12 protein-coding genes are annotated in these 15,909 nt (G+C 63.7%); all 12 read right to left on the bottom strand.

Translation table 11 applies throughout. The annotated features are described in order from the left end of the window. Positions 1-7: 7 nt before the first annotated feature. The 12 genes from rplB to rpoB all read right to left on the bottom strand — a co-directional run bounded on the left by rplB (position 8) and on the right by rpoB (position 15,892). Positions 8-874 (bottom strand): 50S ribosomal protein L2, encoded by an 867-nt coding sequence (rplB, locus tag J5J06_08660; protein ID MCO6437146.1) that lies wholly within the window; start codon positions 872-874, stop codon positions 8-10. A 44-nt stretch (positions 875-918) separates the two neighbouring features. Continuing rightward, entirely contained in the window at positions 919-1,230 is a 312-nt protein-coding gene (rplW, locus tag J5J06_08665; GenBank protein MCO6437147.1) for a 50S ribosomal protein L23, read from the bottom strand. Positions 1,231-1,245: 15 nt separating this feature from the next. Next, positions 1,246-1,905 (bottom strand): 50S ribosomal protein L4, encoded by a 660-nt coding sequence (gene rplD / locus J5J06_08670; protein ID MCO6437148.1) that lies wholly within the window; start codon positions 1,903-1,905, stop codon positions 1,246-1,248. Continuing rightward, complete coding sequence (gene rplC / locus J5J06_08675; GenBank protein MCO6437149.1) at positions 1,906-2,553, bottom strand: 50S ribosomal protein L3; 648 nt, start codon at positions 2,551-2,553, stop codon at positions 1,906-1,908. It lies immediately after the preceding gene. Between the two features lie 143 nt (positions 2,554-2,696). Further along, positions 2,697-3,026 carry a 30S ribosomal protein S10 gene (rpsJ, locus tag J5J06_08680; GenBank protein ID MCO6437150.1) on the bottom strand — a complete coding sequence of 110 codons (330 nt, stop codon included), beginning with the start codon at positions 3,024-3,026 and terminating at the stop codon, positions 2,697-2,699. 212 nt (positions 3,027-3,238) lie between these two features. Further along, positions 3,239-5,308, bottom strand: a complete 2,070-nt coding sequence (gene fusA / locus J5J06_08685) for an elongation factor G (GenBank protein ID MCO6437151.1) — start codon at positions 5,306-5,308, stop codon at positions 3,239-3,241. Between the two features lie 126 nt (positions 5,309-5,434). Then, the gene (gene rpsG / locus J5J06_08690; GenBank protein MCO6437152.1) at positions 5,435-5,911 is read right to left on the bottom strand and encodes a 30S ribosomal protein S7; all 477 of its coding nucleotides are present in this window, start codon (positions 5,909-5,911) and stop codon (positions 5,435-5,437) included. Between the two features lie 73 nt (positions 5,912-5,984). Next, complete coding sequence (locus tag J5J06_08695; protein MCO6437153.1) at positions 5,985-6,554, bottom strand: biotin transporter BioY; 570 nt, start codon at positions 6,552-6,554, stop codon at positions 5,985-5,987. A 65-nt stretch (positions 6,555-6,619) separates the two neighbouring features. Further along, entirely contained in the window at positions 6,620-7,009 is a 390-nt protein-coding gene (locus J5J06_08700) for a 30S ribosomal protein S12 (protein ID MCO6437154.1), read from the bottom strand. A 56-nt stretch (positions 7,010-7,065) separates the two neighbouring features. Beyond that, a complete protein-coding gene (gene rpoC, locus J5J06_08705; protein ID MCO6437155.1) occupies positions 7,066-11,472 on the bottom strand; it encodes a DNA-directed RNA polymerase subunit beta' in 4,407 nt (1,468 codons plus the stop codon). Between the two features lie 76 nt (positions 11,473-11,548). After that, the gene (locus tag J5J06_08710) at positions 11,549-12,058 is read right to left on the bottom strand and encodes a GNAT family N-acetyltransferase (GenBank protein MCO6437156.1); all 510 of its coding nucleotides are present in this window, start codon (positions 12,056-12,058) and stop codon (positions 11,549-11,551) included. Between the two features lie 60 nt (positions 12,059-12,118). Continuing rightward, complete coding sequence (gene rpoB, locus J5J06_08715; GenBank protein ID MCO6437157.1) at positions 12,119-15,892, bottom strand: DNA-directed RNA polymerase subunit beta; 3,774 nt, start codon at positions 15,890-15,892, stop codon at positions 12,119-12,121. Between the last annotated feature and the right edge of the window lie 17 nt (positions 15,893-15,909).

Consider the following 15,909-nt stretch of genomic DNA (forward strand, 5'->3'; position numbering starts at 1 on the left):
GCAAAGCCTACTTCTTCGGCGTCGGCAACTGGCCGTAGCGCACACTCCGCCGTCGCCGCAGTATCCGGCGATTGGAAATCTTCTTTGGATTCCGAGTCCGGCCGCCCTTGGCCAGCTTGCCCCGCGGGCTGCACGGATGCCGGCCGCCGCCGCTTCGACCCTCGCCACCGCCCAGCGGGTGAGCAACGGGGTTCATCGCGGTTCCGCGAACATGCGGGCGACGACCGCGATGCCGCGTGCGACCGGCCTTGCCCCACCGAACATTCTGGTGCTCGGCGTTGCCCAATTGACCGATGGTCGCACGGCACTCGACGCGGACCTCCCGAATTTCACCCGAGGGAAGCTGGAGCGTCGCCCAATTGTTGTTGCGGGCCATCAGACGGGCCGCCCCGCCCGCACTGCGAACGAGCTTTCCGCCCTGCCCGATGTTCATCTCGATATTGTGGATTTCGAAGCCGGGGGGAACGTACTTCAGCGGCATGGCGTTGCCCACCTTGGGCTCGACACGCTCGCCGCTCTCCACCGTCTTACCCGCGGTCAGTCCCACCGGAGCCAGGATGTATCGCTTTTCGCCGTCGGCGTATTCGAGGAGGGCAATATGGCAGGATCGGTTGGGATCGTATTCGACGGAGACGACTTTCGCGGGGATGCCGTCCTTGTTGCGCTTGAAGTCGATAATGCGGTACAAACGACGAGCGCCACCCCCACGATGTCGCGTGGTGATCTTGCCGTGGTGGTTGCGACCACCCTTCCGAGCCAATCGGCGCAGCAGGGACTTTTCCGGCCGCTTCTTCTTGTCGGTCAGCTCCTTGAAGTCGTTGACCGACGAATTGCGGCGTCCTGCCGTCGTTGGGTTGTATGTGGTAATGCCCATCGTCTCACCTGCGCAACGCTTGACCCGACCCGTCCCCTTCGTTCCTAGAACAGATCAATGTGGGAGTTCGGATCGAGAACAACGACTGCCTTCTTCCATGCCGCGGTTCGGCCGATCTTGAACCGATACCGCCGCGACTTACCCTGCCGATTCGACGTCCGCACGCTCTGCACCTTGACGTTGTAAATCTTCTCCACGGCGTCGCGAATCTGCGGCTTGGACGCCTTGGGGTGAACGTCGAACGTATACGAACCACCCCGCGCCTGCCGCGAACCCGTGCTCTCGTGTGACTGCTGGGCCTGGTGCGTACTCTTTTCCGTGATGATCGGCCGCTTGATAACGTCGTATATGTCCATTGCACACCTCCGCCGTCAATTGCGACCGCCACTGCCCCAGGGCAGCCCGGCGAGCGACGCAGTAAAGCGTTCGAACGCCGGCTTGGTGAACACCAGCTTCTTGCGCCGCAGCACCGCATACGCGTTCAGATCGTCAACCACCATCGCCTGCGAACGCGGGAGATTCCGGCACGACAGATGCACGTTGGCATTCGGCGCCTCGACGGCCAGCAGGCAACCCCGCTCCGCACCGAGCGCCGCGAAAATGCCGGCCATCGTCTTGGTCTTGGGCTGCGACAGAGACAGCCCGTCGAGGATCAGCACGTCTTCCGCCTGAAGCTTGGCCAGGACGGCATTCGCCCGAGCCAGGCGTCGCATGGCCCGGGGAAGTTCCTTGACGCGACCCGGAATCCTCCGCCCAAAGGCCCGACCGCCGCCACGGCGGATGGGTGTACGAATCTGCCCCATGCGGGCGTTGCCCGTTCCCTTCTGGCGATAGAGCTTGCGGGTCGAGCCTTCCACGTCCGATTTCCGCTTGGTCCTGGCGCTGCGCTGCCGCTGGCGATCCAGGAACGCCACGATGGCCTGCTTGAGCAGGCTGGCGCGGACCTGTCCGCCAAGCAGTTCGGGATCGACAGACATCTCACCCTGCCGCTTGCCCTGAATATCCACCACCGGAACCGCCAACATGGCCATCTAGCCTCTCTTCTTCGACTTCTCGACGAGAACCGTTCCGCCATTGGGGCCGGGAACACTGCCGGCGATCAGAAGCAGATCGTTGTCCGCATCGATCCCGACCAGCTTCAGATTGGTCATCGCGCAGCGGACGTCGCCCATCTGGCCGCCCATGCGCTTGCCCTTCTTGATGCAGCGGCCTCGCCCGCGACTGCCCGAGGCGCCGATGCCGCCCGGTGAGCGGTGCTTTCGCTCCGTACCGTGCGATGCGGACATGCCGCCGAATCCGTGGCGCTTCATGACACCGGCGTAGCCTTTGCCCTTGGTCGTGCCGCGAACGTCGACATGGCCGACGCCCTCACGGAACAGCTCGACGGTCAATACCTCGCCCCGACCCACGTCGGCCGCGTCATCCAGCCGCACTTCGCGGATGAACCGCTTCGGACCGGTCTTCGCCACCGCGCAATGACCGATGATCGGCTTGGTCGAGCGATGCGGCTTGACATCGGCAAAGCCGAGCTGCACAGCGTCATAGCCGTCCGTATCGGTCGACTTGACCTGGAGAACGATGCAAGGACCGGCCTTGACCACCGTGACGGGCGTAACCGCCCCGCCCTCGCCGATCACGCGAGTCATTCCGATTTTGGTACCCAACAATGCCGGTTTCATACGACACCGCTAACACAAACCGTCCGCATGACCGGATCGGCCATTTTTGACAACACGTACCATGAGGCTGGTACGCCGGAAATAATGAAAAGGGTCGAACGGGCAGCGACCGACGCCGCCCCATCTCGAACCGTGACGATCCGTCAGGTGCGAATCTTGATAAAGACGCCTGCCGGAACCTGGATGCGGTTGATGGCTTCGACCGTCCGCGCCGTCGGCTCGCTGATATCGATGATCCGCTTGTGCGTCCGCATCTCGAACTGCTCGCGCGACTTCTTGTCGATGTGCGGACTCCGCAGCACCGTGTACCGCTCGATCCGCGTCGGCAGGGGAATCGGACCGTGCACCCGGGCGCTGGTCCGCTTGGCCTGCTCGACGATCTCCTTCGCAGACCCGTCCAGCGCACGAGCATCGTACGCTTCCATCCGAATACGAATCCTGGTCTTGGCCGCCACGCTTCTGACATCCTGCATAAGACGAACGCTACCCGCATCCTCCGCGAATAGCGACAGACGGGCAAGGATAACAGGCTTCAACGCCGTGTCAACGGGTTGTTAAGCAAATCTTCGAGCCCCGCAAACTGCCGCCCCAGTCCGCTTCGAATCCGTCGGCCCGCAACCGGAGGACCTTCCCCGGGCAGAACCCTCTTTCGGGATCCATGCCAACTCCGAGGGGGACCCGCCCCCTATCCTACGAGGGCTTTCATCTGCTCCGGTGCGACCGGGGCATAATGCGATGGCGACATGCTGGAAGTCGCCCGCCCCTGCGAAAGGCTCCGCAGTACTGTCACGTATCCGAACATCTCCGCCAGGGAGACGTCCGCCCGGATGATCCGCTTCGGACCGTCCATCGTGCTCTCCCGGACCGTGGCGTGGCGGGCGTTCAGGTCGCCCATGATCGCCCCGAGATACTCTTCGGAGGTGACCACCTCCACGGCCATGATCGGCTCGAGCAGTACCGGTTTGGCGGCGGCGATGGCCTCAAAAAACGCCATGCGCCCGGCGGCTTCGAAGGCCATTTCCGAGCTGTTGGCCGGGTCCTGGCGGGCGTCAAGCAGCGTGACCTTCCAGTTGATCAGCGGGTACCCGCCAAGCGTCCCGCTGTGCGATGCATCCGCAATGCCCGTCTTCAGCGCTTGGACAAACTCGTCTTCGATCTGCCCGGCGGGAAGACGGCTCTGAATCTGGAAGCTGGGCCCGCCCTCGGACGGTTTCCACGGCTCGATGCCCAGGCGGACTTCGGCAAATTGCTCCTTGCCGCCGAGCTGTCTCGAGAACGTCGCCGTGCCTTCGCCCGACGTGGTCACGGTCTCTCGATAGGCGACCCGCGGCTTGCCCACGGAAACATCCACGTTCATGTCGTTGCGGAGGCGATGGACCATGATCTCCAGGTGCAGTTCGCCCATGCCGGAAAGCAGGAGCTGGCCGGTCTCGGGATTGCTGATGACCTGGATCGTCGGATCCTGGCGCGTCAGTGCCTTGAGCGACTCGATCAGCCTGTCGCGGTCGCGCGAGGACTTCGGCTCCACCGATACGCTCAACACCGTATCCGGAAACGTGATCGACTCGAGAAGTACCGGACGCCGCTGATCGCAGAACGTCTGGCCCGTCAGTGCATGGCGCGGCCCGATGACCGCGACGATCTCCCCCGCCGGCGCTTCGTCAAGCTGGTCGCGACGCTTGGCGAACATGCGATAAATCCGGCTGACGTTTTCCTTTTCGCCCGTACTCGCATTGAGGACGCGCGTGTTGCTCTTAAGCTTGCCGGAATAGATCCGCAGGAAGTACAGATCCACAGGCTTCTCAGCGATGATCTTGAACACCAGCGCCGAGAGCGGCTCGGATGGATCGCAATGCAACGTGTGCGTGACGTCCGGCTTCTTGGGATCGTGCGCATCGACCGGCGGCACCTCCAGCGGACTCGGCAGATAGTCCGCCACCGCATCCAGCAGGCGCTGCACTCCGACGTAACGCAAGGCGCTGCCGCAGAGGACCGGCACGGCCGCGCGCGACAGCGTTGCCTTGCGGATGGCGCCCCGAATCTCCTCCGGCGTGATCGGATCATCGTTCAGGTACTTGACCATCAGCGCCTCGGAGAACTCCGAGACTTCCTCCAGAAGATCATGCCGCGCCTGGGAAGTCGCCTCCTGCTCCGCGTCGGTCATGGGCCGCTCGGTGATCACCGCCCCGAGCTGCGCCGACTCGAAGTGGAAAGCCTTCTGCTCGATGATGTCGATGATCCCCTGGAATGACTCGGCCGCGCCGATCGGCAACTGGACAACCAGGGGCCGGGCATGGAGCCGGTCCCGAAGGGACTGGACGGCATGCTCGAAATCGGCGCCGGTACGGTCCATCTTGTTGATGAAGCAGATTCTCGGGACCTTGTAATGGTCGGCCTGTCGCCACACCGTCTCCGACTGGGCCTCGACGCCCTCGCGCGCGTCGAACACGGCGACCATCCCGTCCAGCACGCGGAGGGAGCGCTCGACCTCGGCGGTAAAATCGACGTGGCCGGGTGTGTCAATCAGGTTGATGCGGCAGTTTCGCCACTCGAAGCTGACCGCCGCGGAGTAGATGGTGATGCCCCGGCGCTGTTCCTGCTCGTCGTAATCGGTGGTGGTGGTTCCCTCGTCGACCTCGCCCATGCGGTGGGTCCGGCCGGCGTAGTACAGGATGCGCTCCGTCGTCGTGGTCTTGCCGGCGTCGATGTGGGCGGCGATGCCGATATTTCGAACATTGGATAGATCGCCGCTCATTGCAGGAACCTCAGCCGCAATACCTGTGCAAAGCAGTCGGCGCGCGTGTCGACCGGAAAATAAAGGCGAAACGAGCCTGCCCCGTGTCGGGACAGGCTCGTGGCAATATCATCGTCGCATGTTCTTCTACCACGCGAAGTGGGAGAAGGCTTTGTTGGCCTCGGCCATGCGATGCACGTTTTCCCGCTGCGTTACCGCGGTGCCTTCCCCACGATAGGCATCAATGATCTCCTGGGCGAGACGGTCCGCCATGGGACGACCCTTCTTCGCCCGCGCGGCGTCACGCATCCATCGAATGGCCAGCGCCTGCTGGCGCCGCCGGTTCACCGGCATCGGCACCTGGTAGTTGCTGCCACCGACGCGCTTGGAGCGAACCTCGACGTTCGGCTTGCAGTTCTCGATGGCCTGCGTGAAGACCTTGTCCGGCGGCTCGTCCTTGACGCGGCGGGAGACGATATCCATCGCCCCGTACACCGCCCGCGTCGCCGCGCTCTTCTTGCCGTCCAGCATGACGGCGTTGATGAACTTGGATACGAGCATGCTGTTGAAGCGCGTGTCCGCCGCGAGCTGCTCGGAAGAATGCGTGAATTTCTTGAACGCCATAAGACCGATTCCCGTCACAAACCTCGCGGCACCCGCCGCTACCGCCAACGCCTGTCGGATCCTCTCCCGGAATTCAACCGGATAGGCGACGCCGCCCGATCCGAACACCGCGACCCGCATGAACCATCCAGGCCGCCAGACTGACTTCAATCATCGCCTTGACCACGAACGGCTGCAAGCCGGTGCTGAAGGCGAACCGCCCCTCCCATGCGGAAAGCCACGACACACCGCACAACAGCACGATGGCCAGGCCCGCCGCCCCGGCGACGTGAAGCCGGATCAGCCCGGCACACCCACGCCCGCGCAGGGTCGACATCACCACGACCGCCGGGAGGAATCCCAGAAGGTAACCCCCGGTGGGCCCCAGGAAACCGGCCGAGCCCGCCTGAAAAACCGGCACGCCCGCCCCACCCAGCGCCAGATACGCTGCCATGCCCGCGGCCGCCGGCACACGCGGCAACGTCAGGCCGATCAGAACCAGCGCCAACGACTGCAACGTGAACGGCACCGCCGTCCCCGGAGCGGGAATCCGCAACTGCGCCCCCAGCGTCATGCCCAGGACCGTCAGCACGGCCAAGGCCATCCAGACTGCGCAAGCCGACGTCCGGTCGTCGAGCACCCCGCGCCGGACTCTGGTCGTCATCTGCTGCATCCCTGTCCGCTCCGCCAACTGGACTGACAGCGAGCCTCGTATCGGCCGGGCAATTCCTACTTCCGACGCTTGACGCCGTACTTGCTGCGGCTGCGGTTGCGCGGACGATTGTCCTTGTCACCCTCGACGCCGGAGCAGTCCAGCGTACCGCGAACAATGTGATAACGAACGCCCGGCAGGTCCCGGACACGACCACCACGAACCAGCACGATAGAGTGCTCCTGGAGGTTATGGTCGACCCCCGGAATGTACGCGGTGACTTCCTTGCCATTCGTCAAACGCACACGGGCCACCTTGCGCAGCGCCGAGTTCGGCTTCTTCGGCGTCTGCGTTTTGACCAGTAGGCACACGCCACGACGCTGCGGACACTGGGCGAGGTCGCGGACCTTGGACTTTTTGGTCACAGGCCGGCGCGGACTACGGATTAACTGATTGATCGTCGGCATTGCTTATTCCCATAAACCGTACGGTATGAACGCGCGGCCGCGCCGCCCGTACGACATCAACTCCCGGAAACGTGATCGCTACCTCCCACACCGGCGGCGTCCATTCCACCTTCCGTCGACGAACGCTCCGTCAGGCTCGCCTCGGCCCCTTCGAATACCGTCGGGGTCGCAACCCCCGCGTCCTCGAAGACCGTCGGAAGCGGCACTTCCGCGACTTCCGGCTCGATCTCGATCGGCTCGCCCAGGTGCTTGATGCGCATCATCTGATAGCGCGGGAACCCGGAACCCGCCGGAATCAGGCGGCCCAGTATGACGTTCTCTTTCAATCCACGCAACTCGTCGACAAACCCGCCCAGGGCGGCCTCGGTCAGAACCTTGGTCGTCTCCTGGAAGGACGCCGAGGAAATGAACGATTCGCTCGACAGGCTCGCCTTCGTGATCCCCAGGAGAACGGTCGATCCGGAGGCGGGCTTGGGCCGCTTGCCCTTGGCCGGCTCACCGTTCTGGGCCTCGGTTTCGGCGTTGATGTCCTGGAGTTCGCTCTTTTCCAGCACCTGCCCGACCCGCAGCCCCGTGTCGCCCGCGTTCCCGATGACGACGCACTTGGCCAGCCGGTTGTTCTCCTGGCGGAACCGGTAACGCTCGACCAGCTCGCCCGGCAGAAACTCCGTATCGCCCGGCTGTTCAACCTTAATCTTGGACAGCATCTGGCTGAGGATGACCTCCAGGTGCTTGTCGTTGATGCCCACGTTCTGGCTGCGGTACACGGCCTGGACCTCGGCCAGGAGGTACTGGTGGAGCGCCTCCTCACCCTTGATCCGCAGGATATCGTGCGGGATCAGCGGTCCCTCGATCAGCGGATCGCCGGCCTCGACTTTGTCACCCGCGTGCACCAGCAGGTGCTTGTCCTGCGGCACGTGGTGCTCCTTTTCCATACCGCTTTCGCTGCGGACCACGATGGTCATCTTGCCGCGGCGCTTGTCGGCGCGGATTTCCACGACACCCGAGATCTCCGCCATGACCGCCGGCTCCTTCGGGCGCCGGGCCTCGAAGACCTCCGTCACCCGCGGCAGACCGCCGGTAATGTCCTGCGTGACGCCCATGGCCCGCGGCTGCCGGGCCAGCTCCATACCCGGCAGAATGGCCTGGCGCTCCTGCACCTCGATACGCGCCTTGGCGGGCAGGTAGTGGTAATCCAGCACCTTGCCCTGGGCGTCCTCGATGATGATCTGCGGGTGCTTCTCGCCCTTGTGCTCGATGACCACGAAGCGGCTGCTACCGCCTTCAATCTCGACACGCACCGTCTCGCCTTCGGCCACGTCGTGGAATCGGACCGAACCGGCGACCTCGGCCAGGATCGGCGTCATGTGCGGGTCCCATTCGCAGATCACGTCACCCCGGGCCACCGTCTGTCCGTCATTCACCTTGAGCACGGCGCCGTACGGAACCTTGTCCCGCGACAACTCGCGGTCCTTGTCGTCCTGAACGACGATCTCTCCGTTGCGCTTGAGCACGACGCGGCGCATGGCGCCGTCGGGACCGGGCACGTCCACCGGATTCAGATCCAGGTACTTCACGCGGCCCTTCTGCGTCGCCTTGAGCGTATTTTCCGAAGCTGCCTTCTGAGCGACACCGCCCGTGTGGAAGGTACGCATCGTGAGCTGCGTGCCGGGCTCGCCGATGGACTGCGCCCCGATGATCCCCACGGCCATGCCCTCTTCGACGAGCCTTCCAGTAGACATGTCCATGCCGTAGCAGGAAGCACAGATGCCCCGCGGGCTCTCGCACGTGAGCGGGCTGCGGACACGAATCTTGTCCAGACCGAGGTCCTCGATGCGCGACGCGATCGTCTTGGTGATGATCTGGTTCTCGGCCACGATCAACTGGTCGGTCACGGGGTTGCGGATGCCGTCGCGCGCCACGCGGCCGATGATCGACTCGCGCAGCGGGATGTCCACTTCCTCGCCCTTGTAGATCGCTTCCTTGGTGACGCCGTTGATCGTCCCGCAATCGTGCATGTTCACGATGACGTTTTGCGCCACGTCGGCCAGCTTGCGCGTCAGGTAGCCGGAGTCGGCCGTCTTCAGCGCCGTGTCGGCCAGGCCCTTTCGGGCGCCGTGCGTGGAACTGAAGTATTCCAGCACGCTGAGGCCTTCGCGGAAGTTGGACTTGATGGGCGTCTCGATGATCTCGCCGGAGGGCTTGGCCATCAGAGCCCGCATGCCCGCCAACTGGCGAATCTGGTCCACGCTGCCTCGGGCGCCCGATTCGGTCATCAGGAAGATGGGGTTGAGATACGGCGTGCCGTCCTTGTCCCCTGGGGCGCGGTAGTCACCCTTGACGTCGCGATAGTCCGCCTTCAGCTCCGTCATCATGGCCTTGGTGACCAGCTCGCGGGCGTGAATCCAGACGTCGATGATCTGGTTGTAGCGCTCCAGACGGGTCAGGCTGCCGTCCCGGAAGGCCTTCTCGATACGATCCACCGCTTTCTGGGCGGCGTCGATGATATCCTTCTTCGCTCCCGGAATACGCATATCCTTGACGCCGAACGACAACCCGGCCAGCGTGCTGTGCTTGAAGCCGAGCTGCTTGACTTCGTCGAGAATCTCGATGGTGGTCGCCCGGCCGAGAATCTCGTGGCAATCCGCCACCAGACGAACCAGTCCCTTTTGAGACAACGCGCAGTTGTAGAACGGCATGCCCTCGGGAAGGACTTCCTCCAGGAAGAGCCGGCCGATGGTCGTCTTGATCCGCCGGTTGGCGGGCATTTCCTCGATGGGGCCCTTGGCGCTGTTCACGACCTTTTCCCGGTCGACACGGACGTACAACCAGTCGTGCATGCCGATGCGCTTCTGCTCGTAGGCCATGATGGCCTCGAACGGCGTCGAGAACCGGGGGATGTCCTTGTCCTCCAGAGCCGGGCTCACGTGGTCGGTCGTCAGGTAGAAGCAGCCCATGACGATGTCCTGCGTGGGCGACATGATCGGGCTGCCGTTGGCCGGGCTGAAGATGTTGTTCGTGGACATCATCAGCACGTGGGCCTCGACCTGCGCCTCGATGGACAGCGGCAGGTGAACCGCCATCTGGTCGCCGTCAAAGTCGGCGTTGAACCCCTTGCAGACCAGCGGGTGAATCTTGATGGCATTGCCCTCGACCAGCACCGGCTCGAACGCCTGGATACCCATGCGGTGGAGCGTGGGAGCGCGGTTGAGCAACACGGGGTGCTGATAGATGACTTCTTCCAGAATGTCCCAGATCGCCTGATCGCGGCGTTCCAGCATCTTCTTCGCGGACTTGATGGTATCGGCCAGCCCGCGGTCCTTGAGCTTGCGGATGATGAATGGCTGGAACAGCTCCAGGGCGATCTTCTTGGGCAGGCCGCACTGGTTGAGCTTGAGCTCCGGACCCACCACGACCACGGAACGCGCCGAGTAGTCGACGCGCTTGCCCAGCAGGTTCTCGCGGAAGCGCCCCTGCTTGCCCTTGATCATGTCCGTCATGGACTTCAGCGGGCGGTTGCTGGAGCCCAGCACCGGCCGGCGACAGCGCCCGTTGTCGAAGAGCGCATCCACCGCCTGCTGGAGCATGCGCTTCTCGTTCTGGATGATGACCTCGGGCGCGTTGAGATCGACCAGCTTCTTGAGCCGGCTGTTGCGGTTGATGATGCGGCGATAGAGATCGTTCAGATCGCTGGTGGCGAAGTTGCCGCTGTCCAGCAGGACCAGCGGGCGCAGGTCCGGCGGGATCACCGGGATCACGTCCAGCACCATCCACGCGGATTCGTTGGGGCTCTTACGCAGCGCCTCGACAATTTTCAGGCGCTTGGCCAGGTCCTTCTCGCGCTGCTTGCTGCCCGTCTTGGCCAGTTCCTCGCGCAGCTCGACGCTCAGCGTCGCCAGATCGAGCCGGCCGAGAAGCTCCTTGACCGCCTCCGCCCCCATCATCGCCGTAAAGCCCGAGCCGTAGTCGCTGACCGCCGCCCGGTACTCCTCCTCGGTGAGCGTCTGCTTGGGCTTCAGCGGCGTATCGCCCGGATCGATGACTACGTATTCCTGGAAGTAAACGACCTTCTCCAGGCTCGTCGTCTTGACATCCAGCAGCGCGCCCAGCCGCGACGGCATCGACTTGAAGAACCAGATGTGCACCACCGGCGCCGCGAGATTGATGTGCCCCATGCGCTTGCGGCGCACGCGGGAGTGCGTCACCTTCACCCCGCAGCGGTCGCAGATGATGCCCTTGTGCTTGGTGCCCTTGAATTTCCCGCAGGCGCACTCCCAGTCCCGCTCGGGACCGAAGATGCGCTCGCAGAAAAGCCCGTCCTTCTCCGGGCGATAGGTGCGGTAGTTGATCGTCTCGGGCTTTTTGACTTCGCCGAACGACCAGCTGCGAATGTCGTTGGGCGAAGCCAGGGCAATATGGACCCGTGCATAGTCATTGACCCGATCGTAGATGGTGTCAATCATCGTTGGTCCGTTTCCTTGTAGGGGCTCGGTTCGTACTTTCGTCGCAATTCAGGGGGCGATACGCATCGGTATCTCGTCAAACACCCGAGGCCGCCGTCGTGCTCGTCTTCGCCGCGACCTGCGCCAGCGTGACGTCACCCGCCAGTTCCAGCGCCACGGTGCCGCGCATCTTGCGGAACCCCAGCTCTTCACAGAAATCGACCTCGGTCCCGTAGGCCACCGCGTCAATCCGCTCCACACCGAAGTTGCGCAGCGCATCGATCACCAGCACGGCCATCTGCCGGGCAATTCCGGACTCGTCGTGTTCGATCCGCCCGTCGGTCTTCGTGACACACGCCGGACCCTGGTAGTTCGGATCCAGCTTGCATTCCGCCAGTCGACCGGTTAGTCCGTCCGTCACGCCGCGGGCGAAGCCGATCAGCTCCTCCTCGCGCCGGGCCAGAACGAAACAGAACGTATTGTCGATCATCCGCTGAAGCTTCGCCGCATCCGGCGTCGTCGGATGATGCTGCCGCGCATAGAATGCCAGCAGCTCCTTCGGGTCGGGCTTGACCATCGCCTCGAATGTCACACCTTCCGCCGTCATGACCACCTCCCGACCGCGCTCGAAAACCATCAACGTCACCACTCGCCAACCACCCGGACGCTAGACCGCCCGGCGCTTCTCCAGCCAGATGTTCAGGCACAGGCCGCGAATCTCGTTGCAGAGCACGTCGAACGAAACCGGCGTTCCCGCCTCCAGCGTATTCCGACCCTTCACCATGCTCTCGTAGATCTTCGTGCGACCCTCCACGTCATCGCTCTTGACCGTGAGGAGCTCCTGAAGAATGTAGGCCGCACCGTAGGCCTCCAGACCCCAGACCTCCATCTCTCCGAAACGCTGACCGCCGGTTCGCGCCTTGCCCCCCAGCGGCTGCTGGGTGATCAGGCTGTACGGACCTGTCGACCGCGCGTGAATCTTGTCATCCACCAGGTGATGCAGCTTGAGCATGTAGATGTAGCCCACGGCCACGGCCTGGTCGAAATACTCCCCGGTTCGACCGTCACGCAGGCGGATCTTTCCACCCGGCGGCAGAACCTGCATACGCAACTCCTTCAGCGCCGCCTCGGCCACGGTCTTGTCGTCCGCGGCGAGTTCCTTGGCGCGAGTGTTGGCCTCGGCCAGGCACCGGTCGAGCTCCTCCTCCGACGCCCCGTCGAACACCGGCGTCACCGCCTGGAAGCCGAGCATCTTGGCCGACCAGCCCAGATACGTTTCCAGAATCTGCCCCACGTTCATACGCGAAGGCACGCCCAGCGGATTGAGCATGACGTCCAGCGGCGTTCCGTCGTCCAGGAACGGCATGTCTTCTTCGGGGAGGATCCGCGCAATCACGCCCTTGTTCCCGTGACGACCGGCCATCTTGTCGCCCACCGCGATGTGCCGCTTTGTGGCCACGTAAACCTTCACCATCTCCAGTACGCCGGAGGGCAGCTCGTCGCCGCGCTTCATCTGCGCCACTTTGCGATCACGCTCCTCCATGATCTCCTCGATGCGCGGCCAGAAACGATCCGTCAGCGCCAGGCACTCGTCGCGCTTCGCCGCGGGTTTGACCCATTTCAGATCGCGCGACCGGACATGCTCGCGGAACACGTCCACCTGCTCCAGGATGACCTCCGTCAGGTTGCTGTGGCCGACCTTCTGCCGCGTGTTCGGATCGACCATGGGCTGCCCGAGAACATTTTCGATCTCCTGGCACAACTGCCGGAAGACCGTCACCACCTTGGCGTTCTGAGCCTTGGTGTACTCGTCCACCTCCCGATCCAGCGCCTTCTTCTGGTCGTCCGTCATATGCAGACGGCGGCTGAAATGCTTCGCCCCGATCACGATACCTTGCTCGCCGGTGGGCAGTTCCAGCGAGTCGTTCTTCACGTCCTCGCCGGCCCGGCCGAAAATCGCGTGCAGCAGCTTCTCCTCGGGGCTCAGCTCCGTCTTCGACTTGGGGCTCACCTTTCCCACGAGGATATCGCCCTGCCGCACCAGCGTTCCGATCCGCACGATGCCGCGCTCGTCGAGGTTGGCCAGCGCCTTCTCGGATACGTTGGGAATGTCCGCGGTGAACTCCTCGCGTCCCAGCTTCGTGTCGCGCACTTCCACGTCGTACTCGTCGATGTGGATGCTCGTCAGCGCGTCGCTGCGCACCAGCCGCTCGCTGATGATGATCGCGTCCTCGAAGTTGTGCCCGTCGAACGTCATGAACCCGACAAGCAGGTTACGCCCCAGCGCCAGCTCGCCGTTGAAACACGCCGGACCGTCGGCGATGACCTCCCCCTTCTTGACCCGCTGGCCCGGCTTGACCAGCGGCTTCTGGTTCATGCACGTCCGCTCGTTCAGGCCCTGGAACTTGCGGAGAACGTACTCGTCGGTGTCGTCGATGATGATGCGGCGGCCGTCAACAGAAGTGACCTTCCCCGTCGTGCGGGCGCGGATCACCATCCCGCTGTTGAGCGCCACGTGCCGCTCCATGCCCGTGGCCACGACCGGCGGCTCCGGACGAAGCAGTGGCACGGCCTGGCGCTGCATGTTGGAACCCATCAGCGCCCGGTTGGCGTCATCGTGCTCGAGAAAGGGAATGAGCGCCGCGGACACGCCGACCGTCTGCTTCGGCGATATATCCACGAACGCCAGGTCTTCTCGGTCAACCTGGGCCAGTTCGCCGTGATGACGCACCAGCACCTGCCCGTCGAACACCCGCCCCGTCGCCGGATTCACGCACTCCGGCGGACCCATGATCTCCCGCATTTCCTCGTCCGCCCGCAGGTACACCGGGTCGCCGATGCGCCCGTCCTTGTGCACCTTGCGGTACGGCGTGATCAGGAAGCCGTAGTCGTCCACCGTGCTGTAGATGCTCAGCGAGGCGATCAGGCCGATGTTCGTGCCTTCCGGCGTCTCGATCGGACAGATTCGGCCGTAGTGGCTGATGTGCACGTCGCGCACTTCGAACCCCGCCCGCTTGCGGTTCAGGCCGCCCGGACCCAGCGCGGAAAGCCGCCGCTCGTGTGTAAGCTGCGACAGCGGATTCGTCTGGTCCACAACCTGGGAAAGTTCCCCTCGGCCGAAGAACAGCTCGATGGCGCTGCTCACCGACTTGCTGTTAACCAGTTCCGCGACCCGGCCGATCTGCTCCGGGTCCTTCATGCTCATGCGCTCCTGCACCGTGCGGCGCAGCTTGAGGAAGCCCTTGCGCATTTCGTCGGCACAGAGTTCGTCGAGCGTTCGCAGGCGGCGATTGCCCAGGTGGTCGATGTCATCCACCGCAAAGGCCGATTCACCCGCGCGGAGCTTCAGCAGGTACTTGATGCAGCCCACCATGTCCTGCACGGTCAGCGTCATCGGCCCCGCGTCACCGGCGATGTCGAACTTGCGGTGCAGGCGGAACCGCCCCACGCGGCCCAGGCGGTAACGGTTCTCGTCGTAGAACTTCTCGATGAAGAGCTTCTTTGCCTTCTCCAGTTGCGGAGGGTTGCCCGGCCGCAGCCGCGCGTAAATCTTCAGCAATGCCTCTTCGTGCGAGCGGCTCGAGTCTTCCGCCAGCGTGTTCAACAGGAGCGGATCATGCACCGTCGCGATGATCTTGATCTGCTTGAGGGACGACGCCTGGATCCGCTCGACCGCGTCGCCGACCTGGCACCCGGCCCGAACCAGCATCTCCTCCGATTCCTCATCCACGATCGTCGAAACGACGTAGTGGTCGGGCTGAAGGGCCGACACCTTGATCATCTTCGTCGGGAAGAATTCCTCGATGATCGACTCGTCCGTCGAATACTGCGGGTCCATGGCCCGCAGGAAGGTCGTCGCCGGAATCTTGCTCGACTGGTCGATCCGGATCACCAGATTGTCCTTCTTGGTGACCTCGGTCTCGATCCAGCTTCCCCGCTCCGGGATGATGCGGCAGGCGTGCAGCGCCCGGTCACCCTCGGCCTGGGTCTTGATGAAGTCCACACCCGGAGAGCGGTGCAACTGCGAAACGATAACGCGCTCCGCGCCGTTGATGATGAATTCCCCGCCGCCGATCATGATCGGCAGGTCGCCCAGGTAGACCAGGTCTTCCTGGATCTCGTCGCTGTCCTTGCGCACCAGGCGCAGCCGCACCCGGAACGGACGGCCGTAGGTCAGCCGCAGTTCGCGGCATTCATCCGTCGTGTAGCGCGGCTTGCCCAGCTCATAACTGATGTAATGCAGAGACAGGTTCCCGTCGTAGCTTTCGATGGGAAACATCTCGCGCATGAGGGCCTCGAGACCATTGACCTCGCGCTCCGTGGGAGCCATATCGGCCTGGAGAAAGCGCGCGTACGACGTGGTCTGCAGTCCGGCAAGCTCGGGAACCGGCAAGGCGTCGCCGACGTTGGCGAAATCCTTCACGGGCAGCGGTGTGATCATGGCAGAACGACCCTTCG

This window comes from Phycisphaerae bacterium (assembly GCA_024102815.1).
Classification (GTDB): domain Bacteria; phylum Planctomycetota; class Phycisphaerae; order UBA1845; family UBA1845; genus JAGFJJ01.

Bases quoted from the DNA above. Each gene is read 5' to 3' on its own strand.
- rplB (MCO6437146.1), bottom strand. From the start codon at position 874: ATGGGCATTACCACATACAACCCAACGACGGCAGGACGCCGCAATTCG.
- rplW (MCO6437147.1), bottom strand. From the start codon at position 1,230: ATGGACATATACGACGTTATCAAGCGGCCGATCATCACGGAAAAGAGT.
- rplD (MCO6437148.1), bottom strand. From the start codon at position 1,905: ATGGCCATGTTGGCGGTTCCGGTGGTGGATATTCAGGGCAAGCGGCAG.
- rplC (MCO6437149.1), bottom strand. From the start codon at position 2,553: ATGAAACCGGCATTGTTGGGTACCAAAATCGGAATGACTCGCGTGATC.
- rpsJ (MCO6437150.1), bottom strand. From the start codon at position 3,026: ATGCAGGATGTCAGAAGCGTGGCGGCCAAGACCAGGATTCGTATTCGG.
- fusA (MCO6437151.1), bottom strand. From the start codon at position 5,308: ATGAGCGGCGATCTATCCAATGTTCGAAATATCGGCATCGCCGCCCAC.
- rpsG (MCO6437152.1), bottom strand. From the start codon at position 5,911: ATGGCGTTCAAGAAATTCACGCATTCTTCCGAGCAGCTCGCGGCGGAC.
- J5J06_08695 (MCO6437153.1), bottom strand. From the start codon at position 6,554: ATGACGACCAGAGTCCGGCGCGGGGTGCTCGACGACCGGACGTCGGCT.
- J5J06_08700 (MCO6437154.1), bottom strand. From the start codon at position 7,009: ATGCCGACGATCAATCAGTTAATCCGTAGTCCGCGCCGGCCTGTGACC.
- rpoC (MCO6437155.1), bottom strand. From the start codon at position 11,472: ATGATTGACACCATCTACGATCGGGTCAATGACTATGCACGGGTCCAT.
- J5J06_08710 (MCO6437156.1), bottom strand. From the start codon at position 12,058: ATGACGGCGGAAGGTGTGACATTCGAGGCGATGGTCAAGCCCGACCCG.
- rpoB (MCO6437157.1), bottom strand. From the start codon at position 15,892: ATGATCACACCGCTGCCCGTGAAGGATTTCGCCAACGTCGGCGACGCC.